The 19,683-nt window shown below is 68.6% G+C and carries 18 protein-coding genes; 14 read left to right on the forward strand and 4 right to left on the reverse strand.

The genetic code is table 11. The annotated features are described in order from the left end of the window. Window position 1 precedes the first annotated feature (1 nt). Window positions 2-1,852: a threonine--tRNA ligase gene (gene thrS / locus ABL308_02295; protein ID XBQ16714.1), complete on the reverse strand. Its 1,851-nt coding sequence runs from the start codon at window positions 1,850-1,852 to the stop codon at window positions 2-4. Between the two features lie 214 nt (window positions 1,853-2,066). On the opposite strand from thrS, the gene ABL308_02300 reads away from it, so the two are divergent. From ABL308_02300 to ligD (ABL308_02335), 8 genes are read left to right on the forward strand one after another with little or no spacing between them, the layout of a single operon-like run. Next, entirely contained in the window at window positions 2,067-2,549 is a 483-nt protein-coding gene (locus ABL308_02300) for a hypothetical protein (protein XBQ16715.1), read from the forward strand. A gap of 3 nt (window positions 2,550-2,552) precedes the next feature. Then, window positions 2,553-3,023: a phage holin family protein gene (locus tag ABL308_02305; GenBank protein ID XBQ16716.1), complete on the forward strand. Its 471-nt coding sequence runs from the start codon at window positions 2,553-2,555 to the stop codon at window positions 3,021-3,023. Next, on the forward strand, window positions 3,020-4,036 hold the full coding sequence (locus ABL308_02310; protein XBQ16717.1) for a hypothetical protein: 1,017 nt from the start codon (window positions 3,020-3,022) through the stop codon (window positions 4,034-4,036). The genes ABL308_02305 and ABL308_02310 overlap by 4 nt, the downstream gene beginning before the upstream one ends. A gap of 21 nt (window positions 4,037-4,057) precedes the next feature. After that, window positions 4,058-4,972, forward strand: coding sequence for a Ku protein (locus tag ABL308_02315; GenBank protein XBQ16718.1), 915 nt, complete (start codon window positions 4,058-4,060; stop codon window positions 4,970-4,972). Between the two features lie 54 nt (window positions 4,973-5,026). Continuing rightward, window positions 5,027-5,215: a type II toxin-antitoxin system HicA family toxin gene (locus ABL308_02320; protein ID XBQ16719.1), complete on the forward strand. Its 189-nt coding sequence runs from the start codon at window positions 5,027-5,029 to the stop codon at window positions 5,213-5,215. Window positions 5,216-5,226: 11 nt separating this feature from the next. Next, window positions 5,227-5,619, forward strand: coding sequence for a type II toxin-antitoxin system HicB family antitoxin (locus tag ABL308_02325; GenBank protein XBQ16720.1), 393 nt, complete (start codon window positions 5,227-5,229; stop codon window positions 5,617-5,619). A gap of 46 nt (window positions 5,620-5,665) precedes the next feature. Next, window positions 5,666-7,246 carry a non-homologous end-joining DNA ligase gene (gene ligD, locus ABL308_02330; GenBank protein XBQ16721.1) on the forward strand — a complete coding sequence of 527 codons (1,581 nt, stop codon included), beginning with the start codon at window positions 5,666-5,668 and terminating at the stop codon, window positions 7,244-7,246. Next, window positions 7,243-8,130, forward strand: a complete 888-nt coding sequence (gene ligD / locus ABL308_02335; GenBank protein ID XBQ16722.1) for a non-homologous end-joining DNA ligase — start codon at window positions 7,243-7,245, stop codon at window positions 8,128-8,130. Before ligD (ABL308_02330) ends, ligD (ABL308_02335) begins: the two co-directional genes overlap by 4 nt. A gap of 6 nt (window positions 8,131-8,136) precedes the next feature. On the opposite strand, the gene ABL308_02340 is transcribed toward ligD (ABL308_02335), so the two are convergent. Next, window positions 8,137-8,793, reverse strand: a complete 657-nt coding sequence (locus ABL308_02340; GenBank protein XBQ16723.1) for a response regulator transcription factor — start codon at window positions 8,791-8,793, stop codon at window positions 8,137-8,139. Between the two features lie 214 nt (window positions 8,794-9,007). Between ABL308_02340 and ABL308_02345 the strand changes: the two genes are divergently transcribed. The 3 genes from ABL308_02345 (at window position 9,008) to ABL308_02355 (ending at window position 15,078) form a co-directional block, all read left to right on the forward strand. Then, the gene (locus ABL308_02345; protein ID XBQ16724.1) at window positions 9,008-10,363 is read left to right on the forward strand and encodes a DcaP family trimeric outer membrane transporter; all 1,356 of its coding nucleotides are present in this window, start codon (window positions 9,008-9,010) and stop codon (window positions 10,361-10,363) included. Between the two features lie 29 nt (window positions 10,364-10,392). Continuing rightward, complete coding sequence (gene acs, locus ABL308_02350) at window positions 10,393-12,363, forward strand: acetate--CoA ligase (protein ID XBQ16725.1); 1,971 nt, start codon at window positions 10,393-10,395, stop codon at window positions 12,361-12,363. 549 nt (window positions 12,364-12,912) lie between these two features. Further along, on the forward strand, window positions 12,913-15,078 hold the full coding sequence (locus tag ABL308_02355; GenBank protein ID XBQ16726.1) for a penicillin acylase family protein: 2,166 nt from the start codon (window positions 12,913-12,915) through the stop codon (window positions 15,076-15,078). 63 nt (window positions 15,079-15,141) lie between these two features. Here the strand turns inward: ABL308_02355 and ABL308_02360 are convergent, their stop codons facing one another. Then, window positions 15,142-15,798 carry a TetR/AcrR family transcriptional regulator gene (locus ABL308_02360; GenBank protein XBQ16727.1) on the reverse strand — a complete coding sequence of 219 codons (657 nt, stop codon included), beginning with the start codon at window positions 15,796-15,798 and terminating at the stop codon, window positions 15,142-15,144. 121 nt (window positions 15,799-15,919) lie between these two features. Here ABL308_02360 and ABL308_02365 point away from each other — a divergent pair, with 121 nt between their 5' ends. After that, window positions 15,920-16,996: a lycopene cyclase family protein gene (locus ABL308_02365; GenBank protein ID XBQ16728.1), complete on the forward strand. Its 1,077-nt coding sequence runs from the start codon at window positions 15,920-15,922 to the stop codon at window positions 16,994-16,996. Continuing rightward, entirely contained in the window at window positions 16,993-18,498 is a 1,506-nt protein-coding gene (locus ABL308_02370; protein ID XBQ16729.1) for an AAA family ATPase, read from the forward strand. Before ABL308_02365 ends, ABL308_02370 begins: the two co-directional genes overlap by 4 nt. Here the strand turns inward: ABL308_02370 and ABL308_02375 are convergent. Continuing rightward, on the reverse strand, window positions 18,495-19,178 hold the full coding sequence (locus tag ABL308_02375; GenBank protein XBQ16730.1) for a COQ9 family protein: 684 nt from the start codon (window positions 19,176-19,178) through the stop codon (window positions 18,495-18,497). The two genes, ABL308_02370 and ABL308_02375, sit on opposite strands and share 4 nt — an antisense overlap. A 208-nt stretch (window positions 19,179-19,386) precedes the next feature. On the opposite strand from ABL308_02375, the gene rpsU reads away from it, so the two are divergent. Then, window positions 19,387-19,626 (forward strand): 30S ribosomal protein S21, encoded by a 240-nt coding sequence (gene rpsU, locus ABL308_02380; protein XBQ17704.1) that lies wholly within the window; start codon window positions 19,387-19,389, stop codon window positions 19,624-19,626. Window positions 19,627-19,683 lie beyond the last annotated feature (57 nt).

Here is a 19,683-nt window from a genome sequence, read left to right on the forward strand (position 1 = left end):
TCTACCCCGCCGCCTGCGGCTTGGGCAGGTCGGCGCGGGCGCGCTGTTCGGCGGCGATGCGGTCGATCAGCTGGTCGACCGGCATGGTCCCGAGGTCGCCGAGATCGCGATGGCGAACGGCGACATGGCCGGCCTCGGCCTCGGCGTCGCCGACGACCAGCATGTAGGGGATCTGCCGGTTCTGCGCGTTGCGGATCTTCTTCTGCATGCGCTCGGCGGCCAGGTCCGCCTCCACGCGGATCCCGCCATGCACGGTGTCCACCTCGGCGTTGAACAGGCGCTTTTTCACGTCTTCGGCGTAGTCCTCGTGACGGTCCGCGATCGGAATGACGATCGCCTGGACCGGCGCGATCCAGGTCGGAAACTTGCCTGCGTAGTGCTCGATCAGGAAGGCGGTGAAGCGCTCATGGCTGCCCAGCGGAGCGCGGTGGATGACATAGACCGGCTTCTTGCCGCCGTCTGAGTCCGTATAGGTCAGATCGAAGCGCTTGGTCGCCATGAAGTCGAGCTGATTGGTGGAGATCGCGTACTCGGTGCCGACCACGGATTTGACCATGAAGTCCACCTTCGGCCCGTAGAACGCCGCCTCGCCCTCGACCTCCTTGTAGGGATAGCCGGACTCGTCCATCGCCTCTTTCAGGATGCCGAGCGCCTTCTTCCAGCCCGCCGCGTCGTCAACATATTTTTCGAGGTTCTCGAAATCGGGCAGCGACAGCCGCATCCAGAAATCCTCGATGCCGAACAGGCGGTAATAGTCCGCGTGCATGTGCATCACGGCCAGGAACTCGTCCTTGGCCTGGTCCTCGCGGCAATAGATGTGCGCGTCGTTCTGGCAGAAGCCGCGAACGCGCATGAGGCCCGAAAGCCCGCCCGAGGCCTCGTGGCGATAGACCTGTCCGTATTCGGACAGGCGCACGGGAAGGTCGCGATAGCTCCACTGGTCGTGGGCGTAGAGCATGTGATGGTGCGGGCAGTTCATCGGGCGCAGATAGTATTCCTGCTCGTCGATGATGATCGGCGCGTACATGTCGTCGGCGTAGTAGGGCAGATGGCCCGACTTCACATAGAGATCGCCCTTGGTGATGTGGGGCGTGGAGACGCGCGAATACCCCGCCTTGTGCTCGGTGTTGCGCGCCAGGCGTTCGAGCTCGTCGCGGATGACGTTGCCGGCGGGCAGCCACATGGGCAGGCCCGCGCCGACTTCCTCGACCAGGGTGAACAGCCCCAGCTCCTTGCCGATCTTGCGGTGGTCGCGCTTGGCCTGCTCTTCGAGGCGGACCAGCTCGGCTTCCAGCTCTTCCTTGGTGGGAAACGCGATCGCATGGATGCGCTGCAGCTGGGCGTTCTTCTGGTCGCCGCGCCAGTAGGCGCCCGCGATCGACTTGAGCTTGAAATGGCCGACCTCGCCGGAATGGTCCACGTGCGGGCCCCGGCACAGATCGACGAAATCGCCGGTGCGGTAGAAGCTGATGGTATCCACGCCTTCGCCGACGACGGACTCGTCGCCGGTCTCCTTGGCGATGGCCGTCGAGCCCTTGTCGCGCAGGAGCTTCAAAAGCTCGACTTTGAAGGGCTGGTTCTCGCGCTCCATGTACGCGATCGCCTCGTCCACGCTGAGCTCCTCGCGCTCGAAGCGGTGCTTCTTCTTGCGCAGCTCCTTCATGCGCTTTTCGATCTTCTGAAGGTCTTCGACCGTCAGCGCCTCGTCGAGCTTGATGTCGTAGAAGAACCCGGTCTCGGTCGCCGGCCCCACGCCGAACTGGGCGTTCGGATAGAGGTCCTTGACGGCCGCAGCCATGAGGTGGGCCGCCGAGTGGCGGCGCGTATCGGCGTCGAATTCCTGCTGGGACATGGTTCTTCTTCGTGCGTTCGGTGTTCGGTCCGGGTGCGCTCTTCCATGCGCGAACGCCCGATTTAGGACCTTTGTCCGCCCCTGTCCACGAAGGCGGGCGGCGCGCTCCGCTACCGCGCTGCGCAGCGCGATCCAAGCGCAGGAACCCCAGCGCGGATCGAGGCTTTCTCCGGTCACCAGAGGGCGGCGGCGACCCGATGAGGAGTGACAGGGCATGGCTCACACAGACCAGACGAAATCCGGCGCGGACGGTGAAGCGGGCCGCGCCGCCGAACGCGCGGGCGAGGCGGCCCACGAGGCCAGGCGCGCGGGCGAAGATCTCGGCCGCGCCGCCGCCGATCTCGGCGAGGAACGCGCCGAGCAGGGCCGCGAGCGCGCCTACAAGTCCCTCGAAACCGCCTCCGACCGGCTGCGCGAAGCGGGCTCGGACCTGAAAGACCAGGACGAAAGGCTCGCCGGCGAGCTGATCGACCGCGCCGCGCAAGGGCTGGGGCAGGCCGCCGGTTTCCTGCGCGAACGGCGCACCGGCGACATGCTGCACGACGTTCAGGAGTTCGGGCGCAGAAACCCGGCCGCCTTCCTGGGCGCCAGCGCGGCCGTGGGCCTTCTGATTTCGCGCGTGGCCAAGACCGCCGCCGAGCGTCAGCAGACCGGTCCGACCGGGCGCACCTCAGACGACCTTTATCGGGAGGGCTGATCCATGGCCGACCAGAGACCGAACGAGAACACCGACAAGCGCGGCAATGGCAACGGAAACGGCGACGGCCGCTTCACCTCCGCCGCCGAAGAGAACAAGTCCCTGCCCAATCTCGTCGAGGACGCGATCGGGCACGCCAGCGGGCTGATGCGCGAGGAAGTGCGCCTGGCCCGCACCGAGGTGATGGACGGGGTCCGCTCCATGCAGGGCGGCGCGATCAGCGTCGGCATCGCCGTGGCGATCCTGCTGCCTGCGATCACGCTGCTGCTTTACGCGGCGGCCTTCGGCATGGCGGCGGCGGGATGGGTTCCGGCCTGGGCCGGCGCGGCCATCGTCGGCGTGATCGCTGCGGTGATCGGCGCGATCCTGCTGATGACCGGCAAGTCCAAGATGGACCCCAAGAAGCTTTCCGCCCCCAAAGCGACCGCTGAAGCCGGCCGCACCGCCCGTTTCGCCAAGGAGCAAGCCCGATGAGCGACGCTGATCAGATCGAAACCGAAGCGCGCCAGCATCGCCAGGCGCTGCGTGAAGACCTCGACGCCATCTTCGACCGGCTTTCGCCCGGGCAGATGATCGACGAGTTCCTGTCCAGCACCGGCGGGGTGAACCGCTTCGCCTCGAGCCTGGGCGCCCAGGTGCGCGACAATCCGATGCCGGTGATCCTCACCGCGGCCGGGCTCGCCTGGCTGGCGGCCGGGTCGCGCGGCTCGGGCTCGGGCGGGGGAACCTCGCTGGAGATGCACGCCGGCCCGGCCGCCGCAGGGGCGGGCTCGACCGGCCATGTCGAAGTCGACCCGGACGACTACGACGCGGACTTCCATCATCGCCGCGTGGAGATCGCCGAGGCCGGCTGCGTGCGCCTCGAGACCGACACCGACGAGACCTATGAAGATCGCCTCGCCCAGGCCCGCGCCGAGGCGCTGGGCATCGACCGCGACGAGGGCGAGGACGGCAAGGGGTTCCGCGACCGGGTGAACGAACAGGCCGCAATAACCCGCGACAAGGCGAAAGACGCCCGCCGGCGCATCGCCGACAACGCGTCGAAAGCCCGGCGCGGCGTGTCCGGCGCAGCCGGCTCGGCCAAGCACGCGGTCCAGGGCGCGGCGGGATCGGCCAAGCACGGCGCTCAGAAAGCCGGCGCCGCCACGAAGGACGCGGCCCGGTCGGGCGCGAACTCGGTCGCCTCGCTGCACGAGAGCAACCCCGTGGCCACGGGCGCTGTCGCCCTGGCCGCAGGCGCGCTCATCGGCGCGCTTCTGCCGCTCACCCGGCAAGAGCACGACACCCTGGCCGAGCCCGCCGACAAGGCGAGCGAACAGGCCGCCAGGGCCGCCCAGAAAGCGGCCCAGACCGCGCGGGACACCCGCGAAGAGGTCGAGGCGCGCCGCAGCGAGGGTAACGGCTCGGCCTCGAGCGGGAACGGCAGCGCAGGCGACAACCCGCCGCCGGCCGAACGCACCGCGCCGCCGCCCCCGGCGACGCACTAGAGGCTGTCGGAGGATCGACCCTTGGCCGCACCGCGCACCTTCTGGACCGGATATCTGCGCCTGTCGCTGGTCTCGATCGACGTGGCGCTCTACTCGGCGACCAACACCGCCGGGCGGATCAGCCTGCGTCAGATCCACAAGCCCAGCGGCAAGCGCATCCGGTACAAGAAGGTGCCCGAAGGCTCCGACGAAGAGGCCGATCCCGACGACATCGTCAAAGGCTACGAGGCGAGGAAGGGCAGCTTCGTCGTCCTCGAGCCCGACGAGCTCGACCAGATCAAGCTCGAAACGAAAGACGCGATCCGGATCGTCAGCTTCGTCGACCAGACCGAGATCGATCCGCGCTTTTTCGAAAAACCCTACTATGTCGCCCCGCGCGGCGGCTCGTCCGCGGAGGGCTTCGTGGTGATCCGCGAAGCCCTGCGGCGGCACAAGAAGACCGCGATCGGCCAGATGGTGATGCGCGGGCGCGAGAACCTCGTCGCCATCCGCCCCTGCGGCAAGGGGCTGCTTCTGGAGACCCTGCGCTACGCCGACGAGGTGCGGAAATCCGAAGCCGTCTTCGAGGACATCGCCGAGCCCGATCTAGACGAGGAGATGATGGAACTCGCCGAATCGCTCATCGAGAAGAAGTCCGAACCCTTCGAGCCGGAAAAGTTCGAGGACAAGTACGAGACCGCCCTGCGCGAACTGATCGAGGAAAAGGCCGAGGGCGAAGAGATCGTCTCGGCCGGCGAGGACAAGCCCAAGGGCGGCCAGGTCATCGACCTCATGGAAGCGCTGAAGAAGTCCGTCGCCGAGGAGAAGGCGGGCGGATCGTCAGCGAAGTCGGGCGGTTCGAAACGATCGGCCGCATCGAAATCGAAAAGCGCCTCGACAAAAAAGAGCAGCGGGTCGTCGTCCTCCAGCAGCTCCCGGAAGAAGAAGGCGGGGTAGGGCCGGCTTGCATCTCGCCCGAAAGGCGCATATAAATGCGCCCATAGGGGCGATATGGAATTCGAGCGCGACAGCCGGAAGATCGCACGGCTTCTGGAACGCGACGGTTTCGAACGGATCGGCGCGAAGGGCTCGCACGTGAAATTCCGCAAGGCCGAGCGCACGGTGATCCTGCCCCATCCGAAAAAGGACCTGCCGCTCGGAACCGTCCGGGCGATCTACCGGCAGGCCGGCTGGCTGTGAGGGAGCGCGGCATGCGTCACTATATCGGCGTGGTTCACAAGGACCCCGACAGCGCGTTCGGCATCCATTTCCCTGACGTGCCGGGCTGTTTTTCCGCCGCCGACACGCTGGACGCCTTGCCCGCCGCCGCGAGCGAGGCGCTGGCGCTTCACCTGGAAGATCAGACCCCGCCCGAACCGCGCCCGATCGAAGCGCTGCGCGCGGATCCCGGCGTTCAGGCCGACATCGCCGAAGGCGCGTTTCTGCTGGCGGTGCCGCTGGTCCGGCTCACGGGCCGCACGGTGAAGGCCAATCTGACCATGGACGCAGGCCTTCTTCAGGCCATCGACGCAGCGGCCAGGGCGCGCGGCATGACCCGCTCCGCCTTCATCGCGGACGCGGCGCGGCGCGAACTCGTCGAGTAAGCCCGCCCCCCGGGAACCTCCGCCCCGCCCCGCTCGTAAATGGGCCATGGCGAGCCCCGATCCTCTGAGAATCTATCGCGAAAAGCGCGATTTCGACGTCACGCCCGAACCGGCCGGCGACGAGACGCTGGTCGACGGCGGGCGGCGCTTCTGCGTACAGAAGCATGCGGCCACGCGCCTTCACTATGATTTCCGCATCGAGATGGACGGGGTGCTGAAAAGCTGGGCGGTCACCAAGGGGCCGAGCTTCGACCCCGGCGAGAAGCGGCTGGCCGTGCGCACTGAAGACCACCCCGTCAGCTACGGCGATTTCGAAGGCACGATCCCGAAGCACGAATACGGCGGCGGCACGGTCATGCTCTGGGACGAGGGCCGGTGGTCGCCCACCAAGGACGATCCCCAGACGGCGCTGGAGACCGGCGAGCTGACCTTCACCCTTCACGGCGATCGGCTGAAGGGCGAATGGGCGCTCGTCCGGCTGAAGAACAAGAAGAACGAAAAGCGCGAGAACTGGCTGCTCATCAAGAAGCGCGACGCGGCCGCCGAGGACGGCGAGGAGCCCACCGAAACCTACACACGAAGCGTCAAGACGGGCCGGACCATGAGCCAGATCGAAGAGGGCGAAAAGCCGAACACGAAGAAGGCCGCGTCGAAATCGAAGGGCGGACGGCCGCCGAAATTCGAATCGCCCGTCCTGTGCAAGCTCGTCGACGAGGTCCCTTCCGGGGAGGGCTGGATCCACGAGATGAAATATGACGGCTACCGCCTGATCGCGGCGGTGGGCGGGGGAAAGTCGCGGCTGTTCACCCGCAACGAGAAGGACTGGACGGAGAAGTTCTCCGGCCTCGCAGACGCGCTTGAACAGATCGATTGCTCGAGCGCGCTGATCGACGGGGAGGCCGCCGTGCTTGACGAGGACGGCCTCACCGATTTCTCCGCGCTTCAGAACGCCTTCAAGGGAGACGATCGCGCCGAGATCGCGCTGTTCTGCTTTGATCTTCTGAAGCTCGACGGCGAGGATTTGAGAAACACGCCCCTGGTCGAGCGCAAGAAAAAGCTCGCCCAGCTCCTGAACGGCGCTCCGGACGCGCTGCGCTACGCCGATCACGTCTCCGAGGACGGCGACAAGGTGTTCGAGCGCGCCTGCGAGGCGGGCGCTGAAGGCGTGATCAGCAAGAAGGCCGACAGCACCTACAAGGCCGGCCGTGACGGGCGCTGGCGCAAGATCAAATGCGATCTGCGCGACGACGCGGTGATCGTCGGCTGGAGCCCGTCGGACAAGAAAGACCGCCCCTTCGCCTCGCTGATCTTGGCCACCTGCGAAGACGGCGACTGGGTCTATCGCGGCCGGGTCGGCACCGGCTTCGACGCGGAGACCCGCGAGGCGCTGATAGACGCGATGAAGAAGATCGAGCGCAAGACCAGCCCGCTCGACGCGGTCCCGTCATCGGTGGAGAAAGACGCGCACTGGGTCACCCCGAAGCTCGTCGCGGTCATCCGCTACACTGAGCGCACCGGCGACGGCGCCTACCGCCATCCCGCCTTTCTGGGCCTCAGAGAGGACCTGCCCGCCGAGGAGATCAGCGCCGAGCCGATCGAGACGGCGAGGAAGACCAAAAAGTCATGACCGAACTCAGCCATCCCGACCGCGTCTATTTCCCCGGCGCCGAGATCACCAAGGCGGACTACGCCGACTATCTCGAAACCGTATGCGAGACGATGCTGCCCTATGTGGCCGAGCGCCCGCTCTCGCTGGTGCGGTGCCCCGGCGGGGTGGAGAAGGCCTGCTTTTTTCAGAAGCACCACATGAAGGGCATGCCCGAGGGCTTCAAACCGGTGAAGATCGAGGAGAAGTCCGGCGACAAGGAGCCCTACGTCTATATCGACGATCTGGAAGGCCTGCGCGGCTGCGCCCAGTTCGGCGCGCTGGAGCTGCACCCCTGGGGCGCGCGCATCGGCGATATCGAGCATCCCGAACGGATCATCTTCGACCTCGATCCTGACGAAGGGCTCGATTTTTCCGACGTGAAGGCCGCCGCGAACGACATAAAGGATCTGCTCGAAAGCGCCGGGCTCGCCGCCTTCCCGATGCTGACCGGCGGCAAGGGCGTTCATGTGATCGCGCCGCTGAAACCAAAGGCGGACTGGGACGGGGTGAAGACGTTCTGCCGCGGGCTCGCCCGCGCGCTCGCCGACAATCAGCCTGATCGCTATGTCGCGGAGATGAGCAAGGCCAAGCGCAAGGGCCGGGTGTTCATCGACTGGCTGAGGAACCAGCGCGGCCAGACCTCCGTGGCGCCCTTCTCTGTCCGCGCGCGCAAGGGCGCGCCGGTCGCGGCGCCGATCACCTGGGACGAGCTGTCGGATGCGAAGTCCGGCGCGGAATACGACATCAGGACCCTGCCCCGCCGGCTCGCCGCGCAGAAATCAGACCCCTGGGCGCGCTATGAGGCGGCTGCGGAAACCCTCAGCGACGGCGCGATCGACTGGGCGGCGAAGGCGGGCGGCTGAGGGAGGTTAGGCGTTCGCGGGCGGTTCGACGTTAAGCGCCTGGGCGACGAGTACGGCCTGGGTGCGGTTGATCACGTCGAGCTTTCTGAAGATCGCGGTGACATGGGCCTTCACCGTGGCTTCGGTGATCTGCATGTCCCAGGCGATCTGCTTGTTGAGCCGGCCCGCAGCCAGGCCCTGAAGCACGCGCATCTGGGCGGGGGTGAGATCGTTGAGCCGCGCGGCCTGATCGGCGGCTTCGGCGGCGGCCGGATCGCCGCTTTCGTCCGGCGCCCATTCCTCGCCCGCCAGCACCGCGCCCAGCGCTTCGCACAGCGTGTCCATGCCCGCGGTCTTCGGGATGAAGCCCGCCGCGCCGAACTCCAGCGCGCGGCTGGCCACGCCGGGCGCCTGGCTGGCGCTGATCACCACCACCGGCACAAGCGGAAAGGCCCGCCTGAGCTCGGCGAGCCCGACAAAGCCCGAGCTGTCGTCCATATGAAGGTCAAGGCAGACCAGCTCCGCACCGGCCTCCTCCAGCGCGGCGCGCGCACCGGCGAGCGAGCCGGTCTCCACGACCACCCGCCCCTTCGCGACCTTGGCGATCGCTGCGCCCAGCGCGGCCCTGAACAGCGGATGGTCGTCGGCGAGGACGATGCGTGAGGCGCCGGCGGTCTCGGTCAAGCGCAGCTCCGGTCAGCTTGAGGTCCAGACCCTAAGCGCCCCGCAACGCCCTGTCGTCTCACCAAAAAGTCGCATGCCGAAAGCCCTCTCTTTCGACCAAGGGCGAATATCGCCGCCCCCTCCCCCGCCCCGATACTGCACGCAATCGCCGAAAAACCGGCGCGCCGGAGACGGGCAGACCCGCCCGGCGACATGCATCCGGGAAGGAAACCGCATGACCGGACCGATGAAGACCCTGCTCGCCGCCGGCGCGTCCCTGCTGGCGCTCACCAGCGCGGCGGCCGCCGACAATGACGGCTCGGCCAGCGACGTCGACATGCTCGCCGCGCGCCTGGCCGAGCTCGAAGCCATGGTGGCGAGCCTGAGGACGGAGCTGGACGCCGCACGCAGCCAGGGCGAAGCCGCCGAAGACCGGATCGTCCGGCTCGAACAGGCCGATCCCGCGCCTGCCGTCACCGCCGCGGCGAGCCCGCAGGGCAACGGCTTCATGGCAGGAAACACGCGCGTCACCTATGGCGGCTTCATCGACGTGGACGCGCATGTCACCGACCTGTCCGATGGCGATTTCGCGCCGACTTCGATCGCGCGGGACTTCTACATTCCCGGCGCGACGCCGGTGGGCGGAACCGGCGATTCAGAGCCCGACACGGACTTCACCGCGCAGGCCAGCCGCTTCTTCTTCGCCACCGAGACCCCGACCGATTTCGGCCCGATCACCAGCCGGCTCGAATTCGACTTCCTGGGCTCGCCCGGCGGGGACGAGCGGGTGTCGAACTCGTATAACCCGCGCATGCGGGTGGCCTGGGCGCAGCTTGGAAACTGGCGCGCCGGCCAGGACTGGTCGACCTTCCAGAACACCGCCGCCATCCCCGAAAGCGCGAGCTTCCTGGCCGCGTCCGACGGCATGGTCTTCGTGCGCCAGGCGCAGATCCGCTACACGGCGGGCAATTTCCAGTTCGCGCTGGAAAACGGCGACACCACGGTCACGCCCTTCGGCGGCGGGGCGCGGATCGATGCGGGCGACGGCGCCCTGCCTGATCTCGTCGCGCGCTACAACGTCACCGGCGAGGGCCGCAATATCGCGCTGAGCGCCATCGCGCGCCGGCTGAGCGCGGAGACCGGAGGGATCGACGGCGACGCCTTCGGCTGGGGGCTGTCGGTGCAGGGCCGCCAGGCGCTGGGAGACAGCACGGAAGTCCGCTTCTCGCTGACCGGCGGGGAGGGCGTGGGCCGGTATATCGGCCTCAACGCGATCAACGGCGCGGTGGCCACTGCGACGGGCGAACTCGAACCCGTCCCGGTGATCGGCGGGCTTTTCGCCGTGCGTCAGGAGATCGGCGGCGGTCGCCGGATCAATCTGGGCCTCTCCGCCCTCTCTGCCGACAACGACGTCGCCCTGACGGGCCTTGGCGCGACCAAGCAGGTCCGCTCGGCCTTCGGCGCGCTGATGATCCCGGTCGGACCGGGCGTCACCCTGGGCGCGGAGCTGATGGTCGGCGAGCGCGAGCTTGAAAGCGGCGCGTCCGGCACGATCACCCGCGCCACCCTGTCGACCAAATACGCCTTCTGATCAAACGCCACCCGGCAAGGAGACTTCCCATGGACGGTTCGGCCCCCAAAGCGAGCACGGCTCCGGCTCTTGTTCCGGTCCCGCAGGACTACGCCGCGCGCGCCAGCGTGACCGCAGAGCGCTACGCCGCGCTTTACCGCCAGTCGATCGAGAGCCCGGACGCGTTCTGGCGCGATCAGATCGGCCGGCTGGACTGGTTCACCCGCCCCGAAAAGATCTCCGAGGTGAGCTGGGACCCCGACAACCTGTCGATCAAATGGTTCGAGGACGGGGTGCTGAACGTCTCCTACGAGTGCGTCGACCGTCACCTGGATGAACGGGGCAACGACCCGGCGATCATCTGGGAGGGCGACAATCCCGCCTATCACCACGCGATCACGTATGCGCAGCTGCATAATCACGTCTGCCGCTTCGCCAACGAGCTGAAGAAGATCGGCGTTCGCAAGGGCGACCGCGTCACCCTCTACATGCCGATGATCCCCGAGGCGATGTACGCCATGCTCGCCTGCGCCCGGATCGGCGCGATCCACACCGTCGTCTTCGGCGGCTTCTCTCCCGAGGCGCTGGCCGGCCGCATCGCCGATTGCGGCTCTGAGTTCGTAGTCACCGCCGACCAGGGCGTGCGCGGGGGGCGAGGCGTGGCGCTGAAATCGAACGTCGACAAGGCGCTGGACCTGGTCGAGGGCGTGCGTGCGGTGCTGTGCGTGCGCCATACCGGCGCCAGCGTGCCCTGGGTCGAGGGCCGCGATTTCTGGCACCACGAGCTCGCCCTGCAGGTCGACGCGAAATGCGATCCCGAGCCGATGAACGCGGAGGATCCGCTGTTCATCCTCTACACCTCGGGCTCCACCGGAAAGCCCAAGGGCGTCATGCACACCACGGGCGGGTATCTTCTGTGGAGCGCGCTGACCTTCGATGCGATCTTCGACATGAAGCGCGGCGAGGTGTTCTGGTGCACCGCAGACGTCGGCTGGATCACCGGGCACACCTATCTGACCTACGGACCGCTGGCGAACGGGGCGACGACGCTGATGTTCGAGGGCGTGCCCACCTGGCCCGCGCCCGACCGGTTCTGGCGGATCTGCGCCAAGCACAAGGTCAACGTCTTCTACACCGCCCCCACCGCGCTGAGATCGATCATGCGCGAAGGCGACGAGCCGGTCCTGAAACACGACCTTTCCAGCCTGCGCCTGCTCGGCACGGTGGGCGAGCCGATCAACCCCGAGGCCTGGGCCTGGTATCACCGTGTCGTGGGCAAGGGCCGGCTGCCGATCGTGGACACCTGGTGGCAGACCGAGACCGGCGCCTGCCTGATGACGCCCCTGCCCGGCGCGCACGACCTCAAGCCCGGCGCGGCCAGCTTCCCCATGTTCGGGATCGAGCCCGCTTTGGTGGACAACGAGGGACACCGCCTGCCCGACACCGGCGCGGCGGAGGGCAATCTCGTCATCCTGGGCAGCTGGCCGGGCCAGATGCGCACCGTCTGGGGCGATCACAAGCGCTTTGCGGAGACCTATTTCACCACCTATCGCGGGCTCTACTTCACCGGCGACGGCGCCCGCCGCGACGCGGACGGCTACTGGTGGATCACCGGACGGGTGGACGACGTGCTGAACGTGTCCGGCCACCGGCTCGGCACCGCGGAGATCGAAAGCGCGCTCGTCTCCCACCCGCTGGTGGCGGAGGCCGCCGTGGTCGGCTACCCCCACGACATCAAGGGCCAGGGCGTGTACTGCTACGTCACGCTGAACGCAGGCCTGGAACCCACCGAGGAGACCGCCCAGGCCCTCAGACAGCACGTCCGCGCCGAGATCGGCCCGGTCGCCAGCCCCGACCTCATCCAGTTCGCGCCCGCCCTGCCCAAGACCCGCTCGGGCAAGATCATGCGCCGCATCCTGAGGAAAATAGCCGAGAACCAGTTCGAATCCTTAGGCGACACCTCCACCCTCGCCGACCCCGCCGTCGTCGACGCGCTGATCGAGGGGCGAGTGAACCGGTAAAGTCCTCCTTTCGAACGCGCCGCCCTGAACTCCCTCCCCCTCTGTGGGGAGGGTGTCAGGCGAAGCCTGACGGGTGGGGGAGCGCCGCCGTCTGCAGAGTCCAGCGCTCTACGATCCTCACCCCACCCCCGGCCTGCGGCCGGACCCTCCCCATCAAGGGGAGGGAGTTGCGCAGTTCCGCACCACACCGCCCCGCACGCGATGTCCTCCCCCGCCTGCGGGGGAGGTGGCCGCGAAGCGGACGGAGGGGGCGGCTTCGTCCTTGAAGGCTGGCGCAGCCCCCCCTCGCCCCGGAACGCGTCCGGGGCACTCCCCCCGTAAACGGGGGGAGACATCTGATCCTGACGGCGCGACAGGTCCGGGTCGGGTGGGGGAGCGCCAGCGTCTGCAGGTCCAGGCGCTCGACGATCCTCCGGGGCCTGCCGGCCCGTTCGCCGCCTTCAATCGATCCCCCGGATCGATTGATGCGCTACGCGCACACGCGCTCACCCTTTGCCAACCTCCTCCCCCGCCCCTACCCTCGCGGCGGACACCGGGAGGGGAGCGGGCATGAAATTCGGACGCTTGGCTGTAATCGGCGCGGCGAGCCTGGCGCTGGCTTCGGCGGGGCTTTATGCGGCGGGGTTGCGGCTGGCGCCGCTGCACACGCGTGATTTCGATCCCGAGGCGGCGGTTCTGCGCGCGGCGGCCTATTCCGCCGAGATCACGCGCGACGCATGGGGCGTGCCGCGGGTGATCGGGGAGACCGACGCGGACGCGGCCTTCGCCATCGCCTGGGCGCACGCCGAGGACGACTTCGCCACCATCCAGGAGTCCCTGCGCGCAGCGCTCGGCCCGGAAATGCTGGCCAAGAACGAGAGCGAGGCGCGCACCAGCTATATCGTCCAGCTCCTGCGCATCCGCGAGGACGTCGCCGCGCGCTACGAGACCGATCTGTCCGATGAGACCCGCGCCTTCATGCAGGCCTATGCCGACGGGCTGAACTTCTACGCCGCGCGCCATCCCGAGCTGGCCGAGCCGGACCTGTTCCCGCTGACGGGCGAAGACGTGGCGGCGCTGTCGGCCTTCTTCTCTCCGCTGTTCTACGGGCTGGGCGACGTGCTGGGCCAGCTCGCCGCGCCAGACGCCGAGCAAGACCCCGCGCGCGGGCAGGAGCTGCAGGTCATGCTGCAGGAGGGACCTGCGACAGAGCTGGGCTCGAACGCGTTCGCCGTGGCGCCGGGCAAATCGGCGGACGGGTGGACGCGGGTGATCGTGAACTCCCACCAGCCGGTTGAGGGCGCGCTGGCCTGGTATGAGGGCCATCTTCTCTCCGGGCAGGGGCTGGACATCGCCGGCGGCATGTTCCCCGGCGCGCCGGCGATCCATCTGGGCGTCAATCCGGGGCTCGCGCAGGCCGCGACGGTGAACCGGCCCGATCTCATCGACGTCTACGCGCTGACCGGCGACGAGGACGGCTATGAGCTCGACGGCGAGCGGCGGGCCTATGACCGGCGCACCGCGGCGATGACGGTGAGGCTGTTCGGCCCCTTCGCCTGGCGCGTCACCCGGCCGGCGGACTGGTCGGCGCACGGCCCCGTGCTTCACACCGATCAGGGAAGCTTCGCGGTGCGCTACGCCACGATGGGCGACATCCGCTTCGCCGAGCAGGCCTATCTGATGATGAAGGCCGAAACCCTGCCCGCCTTCGAGGACGCGCTCAGGCTCGGCGCGATGGGCAACACCAACCGCATCGTCGGCACGCGGGACGGACAGATCGCGCGGTACTATCTGGCCCGCACCCCGGCCCGGCCCGACCTGCCCGGCGTGGACTGGTCGGGGACCCTGCCCGGCGACGACAGCGCGCTGATCTGGGAGGGGTTCGAACCCTTCGAGGCGCTGCCCCACATGATCGAGCCCGAGGCCGGCTATGTGCTGGAGGCCAACCACACCCCCTTCACCGTCACCGGCGGCCCGGACGATCCCGACCCGGCGGACTATCCCGCCCGGTTCGGCATCGAGACAGAGATGACCAATCGCGGCCTCAGGGCGGTGGCGCTGATGGGCGCGCTCGATCAGGTCAGCCGCGCCGACCTCCTGGCGGTGAAATACGACAAGGCCTACGCGCCGGACTCCTACGCCGGACAGATCCGCGACACGATCGCGGCGGGCCGGTTCGAGGGCGCGGCGGAAGGCGAGCTCGCCGAGGCCGCCGCGATCGTCGCGCGCTGGGATCTCGACACCGATCTTGCGAACACCGCCGCGCCGCTCGCGGTGATGACGGCGCTGCGCCTTTTCGAGATGGAGCGCGATGTTTCGAAGCTGAATCCGACGGCGATCGCGGACGCGCTGCGCCAGAGCGCTCAGACGCTGGAAGCCGCGCACGGCCGGCTCGATCCGCCCTGGCGGGAGGTCAATTTCCTGCACAGAGGCGACATGAAGATCGCTCTGGGCGGCGCGACAGACACGCTCAGGGCCGTCAACGCGGTGATCGACGAGGAAAGCGGGACCTTCCGCATGGTCTCCGGCGACGGGCTGCACATGCTGGCGGAATGGGCGCCGGGCGCGGATCTGCCCGAGGTCTGGGCGGTGCATCAGTTCGGCGCGAGCCCTGACCCGGACTCCCCGCACTACGCTGATCAGATGGAGCTTTTCGCCGCCGAGCGCCTGCGCCGCGTACCGATGGGCGAGGCGGCGGTCAGGGCTGCGGCGGTGAGGACCTACCGCCCTGGCTGAGAGGCTTTTCAGCGAAAGTGGGAACCGGTTTCGCGGTTCGAAAAGCCGAAAAAACAAAAGGCTCTAAACCTTCAGCGCCGCGCCCAGCACCAGGTCGAGCCGCACCCGCATCAGACTGCTGGCCGCGAAAAGATCCATCCGCTCGGCCACGCAGCGGCGCAGTACGCCGAGATAGGCGTCCTGCAGGAACTGGGTCAGCTCGCGCGCGTCCATGCCGTTCAGCCGGCCGTCACGCTCGGCGGTCTCAAGGATCCTGCGCACCGGCCGCCAGGCGATGTCGAGATTGGCGTAAAGCGCTGAAAAATGGTCGCCTTCAGCAGTCCAGCAATGCCCGATCGCCGCCCGCATCAGATCGAGATTCTCGGCGTGCCGGGCCAGATGCTGCTCGAGCAGCGCGGCCACCGCCTCCTTCGGCCCGGCCGCGGACAGGCTCGACGCCAGCCCCTCGCAGTCCGCGCCGAGCTGTTCGAAATCGGCCCGCATCACCTCGTTCAAGAGCGCGATCTTGGTCGACGCAGCGTTCAGCACCGTGCCGGGCGACACCTTCGCCGCCTTTGCGATGGCCGCGATCGTCGCCGCGTCATAGCCCTTGGTGGCGAAGACCCGCCGGGCCGCCTCGATCACCGCGATGCGCGTGGCGATCTTCTGCCGCGCGCGCTTTGTCAGGTTCATGTCCATGGCGCTCAGCCGCTCGCGGCGGCCCTGTCCTTTCGCCCTCATGGCCCGACTGAGAGTGCGGGTTAGTCGCGAAGCTAGCCGGACTTTCACAGCTGTCCAAGACACCCAAGATGCGGCGAGGAGTCGCTTGACGGACGCGGCGCGGTGCGGATTGCATGACGCCATGGCCCTTGAAGCGGACATCGTGATCGCAGGCGCCGGCGCGGCCGGCCTGACCCTGGCTGCGGCGCTGACCCGGCCGGGGCGGCAGGTCTCCGTGCTCGTGCTCGAACCGCGCGCGATCGCGCCCAATCCGCGCCGCTGGGTCTTCCCGGCCGAGCCCGGCCACGCCCTGTCCAGGCACGTCACCGCGAGCTTCGACCAGGTCAGCCTGGGCGGCGCGGACCGGCCGCTTTCGAAGGTCCGGCTGCATCATGTCGAGGCCGCCTCGATCCAGTCCGAAGCGCTCGACCAGATCGCCGCCTCGCCCCAGGCTCGGATCGAGGAAGGCGCGCGAATCGACGCGCTGGTGAACGAACCCAAGAGCGTGCGCCTCGAGACCAGCCTCGGCACCGCCCGCGCGCGCCTGTTCGTCGACACGAGGCCCGGCGCGGCCGGATCGGTGTCGGGCCGGGCCTGGACCCAGATCGCCTGGATCGCGCTTCTGCCCGCCGCAGACGGCCGAACGCCGGGCTTCACCCTGTCGCCCGCCTTCGCCGAGGCCGGCGGGGTCGGCTTCACACAGACGCTGATCCTGCCCGACGGCGAGGCGGTGGTCGAGGCGATGCGTCTCGCCCGCCCCGGCGATCAGGGCGACGGGCTCGAAGGCCGGTTGAACGCGGCCATTGTAAGGCTCGGCGGCGATCCGGCCTCGGTGATGCGCCGCCGCCTGGTCTGCCCGATCCGCCCCGGCGAGCGCGACAGTCTGCGCGGCGCGGTGATGCACGCCCGCGCCGGCGCTGGCGGCATCAGGTTCGCGCCGGGCATGGAGGCGCTGAGGCTCGCACGCTGGGCGGACGCGGCGGCGGCCCGCTTCGTCGAACGCGGCCGCATGACCCCGCCGCCCGGCCACGCCGCGCCCGCCCGCGCAGCCGCTGCGCGCATTCTCAGACGTCTGGAGACCGGGCCCCAGCCCGCCGCAGACTGGCTCAACGCCGTGCTGGCGCGCAGCTCGGGGGATGCGGCGCTGCGCTTCCTCGCCGGCGCGCCGGGCTGGCGCGACAGTCCCGGCTTCATCGCTCCGGCGCGGCTCAGCGCGTGAGCGCGGCCGACCTCGACCCGGCCCTGCTGGCCTTCCTGTCCGATCCCGCCAGCCATGACGGCCAGCCCGTCGAGACGATCGAAACCCATGGCGCGCGGGTCTTCCTGGCGGGCGAGCGGGCGCTGAAGCTGAAAAAGCCGGTTTCGCTGGGCTATCTGGATTTCTCGACGGTCGAAAAGCGGCGGGCCGCGCTCGAGGCCGAGCTCGAGATCAACCGTCCGAACGCGCCGCAGATCTACGACCGGCTCGGATGGATCACCAAAAGCGGCGGCGCGCTGGCGCTCGACGGGGCGGGAGCGCGCATCGAGCCTGTCCTGATCATGCGCCGCTTTGCGTCAGACGCGCTTTACAGCGCGATCGCGGACGCCGGGGCGCTGGATATCGGCGAGGCGCGCAATCTCGCCCGCGCCGTCCGCGAGAGCCATGCGCGCGCCCCGGCGCACGCGGCCCCGGACGGGTTTCGCCGAGCGTGCGACGTGCTCGGCTTGGCTTCGAAACGCCTCGCCGGGGCCGGAGCCGACAGCCGCCGCGTCGCCGCGGTCCACCAGACGATCGTCGCTCGCTTCACACGGCTGAAAACCCTGCTCGACGCCCGCGCCGCGTCCGGTTTCGTCAGGCGCTGTCATGGCGATCTGCATCTGTCGAACATCGTCAGGATCGACGGCTGCCCGGTCCTGTTCGACGCGCTCGAATTCGACGAAGACCTCGCCACGATCGACATGGTCTACGACCTCGCCTTCCTGCTCGCCGATCTTGCGCGGCGGGGGTTGCGGGCTGAGGCACAGACCGTGCTGAGCCAGTATCTGGCGGGCGAGGACACCGATGTCGGCGCAGCCGGAGCGGCGCTCGCCGATCCGTTCTCCGCGCTGCGCTGCCTGGTCCGCGCCCTCACCCTGCGCCATCGCGGCGGGGCGGACGACGAAAGCGCGTCTGACGCCTGGCTCGACACTGCTGAAGACTTCGCCGCGCCGCGCCCGGCCCGCCTCATCGCGGTGGGCGGGCTGTCGGGCACGGGCAAGTCGACCGTCGCGGACGGGCTGGGCCTGACGCTCGGCGGTCCGGCGGGCCTGTGGGTGATCAAGTCCGACGTCGAGCGCAAGGCTTCGCTGAGGCTTAACTGGTCGGACCGCATCCCGCCCGAAGCGTACACGCGCGAGGCCTCGGAGACCGTCTACACACGCCAGCGCGCCAAGGCGAAGGCGGCGCTGAAGGCCGGCGCGAGCGTGATCCTCGACGCGGTGCATTCGCGCCCCGAAGAGCGCGAAGCCGCGGAACGGATCGCTGCGGAGGCCGCCGTTCCGTTCGCGGGGATCTGGCTGGACGCCGACCGGGACACGCTTCTGGCGCGCGTTGCTGCCCGCACCGGCGATCCCAGCGACGCCGATGTCGCAGTGGTGGGGAAACAGGCCGCTTACGACCCCGGACCGGTCGGCTGGGCGAGGATCGACGCGAGCGGGCCGCGCGACGCGGTGCTTAAACGGGCGCTGGCCGCGATCGCCTAGCGCCGGCGCGAGAACCCGTAGCGCACCGAAGAGGCGAAGCCGGCGAGATCGGGCATGTTGGCGCTGAATTTCCGCCAGCTCGCCTTGGCCTTTTCGATCTGCATGACGTTCTCGATCCGGCGATCGAGGAAGGCGCGCGTCTTGGCCTTGCCGGCGTCTGCGTCGTCGAGCCAGATCGCCAGAGTGCTGGCGTAGACGCCCGACAGGATCGCGCGCTTGGAATAGAAGTTCGCGTCGGTGGACCGGTCCCCGATCGCCTTCCAGATCATGTCCGAGGTCGACCAGAGCAACCGGGCGCCGCGGTCGAGCGCGTCGGGCAGGAGCAGGCGCGCCCGGGCGCGCTCGGCGGCTTCTTCGTGGCCTTCAAGCGTCTGAAGCCGGTTGAGGACCGCCTGGGTGACCTTGTCGCGGATCCGGTTGGCGGGATTGGCCTCGATCTTCGCCCGCGCCTCGGCGTCGCAGCGCCGCGACCAGGTCTCGACGAGGTCGAGCACGCCGTCAGGGCAATAAAGCTGCACCTCGCCTTCGCTGAGCCCGGCGCTCTCTGCGGCGCGCTTCAGTGTGGCTTGCGTCCAGCCCTCGAAGGCGGCTTCAGGCAGGGCGGCGTCGAGAAGCGCCTCGCGCGCGATCTCGGCGCGGGTCTTTTTCGGCGGGTCGAAGGCGGTGTCGCGTTCGGTCATGGCGTGCAACATAGGGCCCGCACCGCCCGCCGTCACGCATGTGAAGCGGTTCGCGCCGCTTGCCAGCCCCTCTCCGCTCTGGTAGATCGCCCGCCTCTGTCGAAGCGACCCGGCGCGAACGACCGATGGGAACACCTCCCAGGGCTTCGCGTGTGTTATATACTCAGGCCGAGCCCTGAACCTTTGAGAAACCGAGGGAGAGAGGACCATCGTTCAGATCGTCGTGCGCGATAACAACGTCGAGCAAGCGCTCAAGGCGTTGAAGAAAAAGATGCAGCGGGAGGGCACCTTCCGCGAGATGAAGCGCCGCAACCATTACGAAAAGCCCTCCGAGAAGCGCGCGCGCCAGAAGGCCGAGGCGATCCGCCGGGCCCGCAAGCTGGCTCGCAAGCGCGCTCAGCGCGAAGGGCTTCTGCCCAAGAAAGCCGGAGGCCGCGGTCGCCGCTAGGCGCGCGCCGACGCTTCACCGACGAGACAAAGCGCCGCGCCGGTCATGACCGGCGCG

Source organism: Oceanicaulis sp., assembly GCA_040112665.1.
In the GTDB taxonomy this organism is placed as follows: Bacteria; Pseudomonadota; Alphaproteobacteria; order Caulobacterales; family Maricaulaceae; genus Oceanicaulis.

Bases quoted from the DNA above. Each gene is read 5' to 3' on its own strand.
- thrS (XBQ16714.1), bottom strand. From the start codon at position 1,852: ATGTCCCAGCAGGAATTCGACGCCGATACGCGCCGCCACTCGGCGGCC.
- ABL308_02300 (XBQ16715.1), top strand. From the start codon at position 2,067: ATGGCTCACACAGACCAGACGAAATCCGGCGCGGACGGTGAAGCGGGC.
- ABL308_02305 (XBQ16716.1), top strand. From the start codon at position 2,553: ATGGCCGACCAGAGACCGAACGAGAACACCGACAAGCGCGGCAATGGC.
- ABL308_02310 (XBQ16717.1), top strand. From the start codon at position 3,020: ATGAGCGACGCTGATCAGATCGAAACCGAAGCGCGCCAGCATCGCCAG.
- ABL308_02320 (XBQ16719.1), top strand. From the start codon at position 5,027: ATGGAATTCGAGCGCGACAGCCGGAAGATCGCACGGCTTCTGGAACGC.
- ABL308_02325 (XBQ16720.1), top strand. From the start codon at position 5,227: ATGCGTCACTATATCGGCGTGGTTCACAAGGACCCCGACAGCGCGTTC.
- ligD (XBQ16721.1), top strand. From the start codon at position 5,666: ATGGCGAGCCCCGATCCTCTGAGAATCTATCGCGAAAAGCGCGATTTC.
- ligD (XBQ16722.1), top strand. From the start codon at position 7,243: ATGACCGAACTCAGCCATCCCGACCGCGTCTATTTCCCCGGCGCCGAG.
- ABL308_02345 (XBQ16724.1), top strand. From the start codon at position 9,008: ATGACCGGACCGATGAAGACCCTGCTCGCCGCCGGCGCGTCCCTGCTG.
- acs (XBQ16725.1), top strand. From the start codon at position 10,393: ATGGACGGTTCGGCCCCCAAAGCGAGCACGGCTCCGGCTCTTGTTCCG.
- ABL308_02355 (XBQ16726.1), top strand. From the start codon at position 12,913: ATGAAATTCGGACGCTTGGCTGTAATCGGCGCGGCGAGCCTGGCGCTG.
- ABL308_02360 (XBQ16727.1), bottom strand. From the start codon at position 15,798: ATGAGGGCGAAAGGACAGGGCCGCCGCGAGCGGCTGAGCGCCATGGAC.
- ABL308_02365 (XBQ16728.1), top strand. From the start codon at position 15,920: ATGGCCCTTGAAGCGGACATCGTGATCGCAGGCGCCGGCGCGGCCGGC.
- ABL308_02375 (XBQ16730.1), bottom strand. From the start codon at position 19,178: ATGACCGAACGCGACACCGCCTTCGACCCGCCGAAAAAGACCCGCGCC.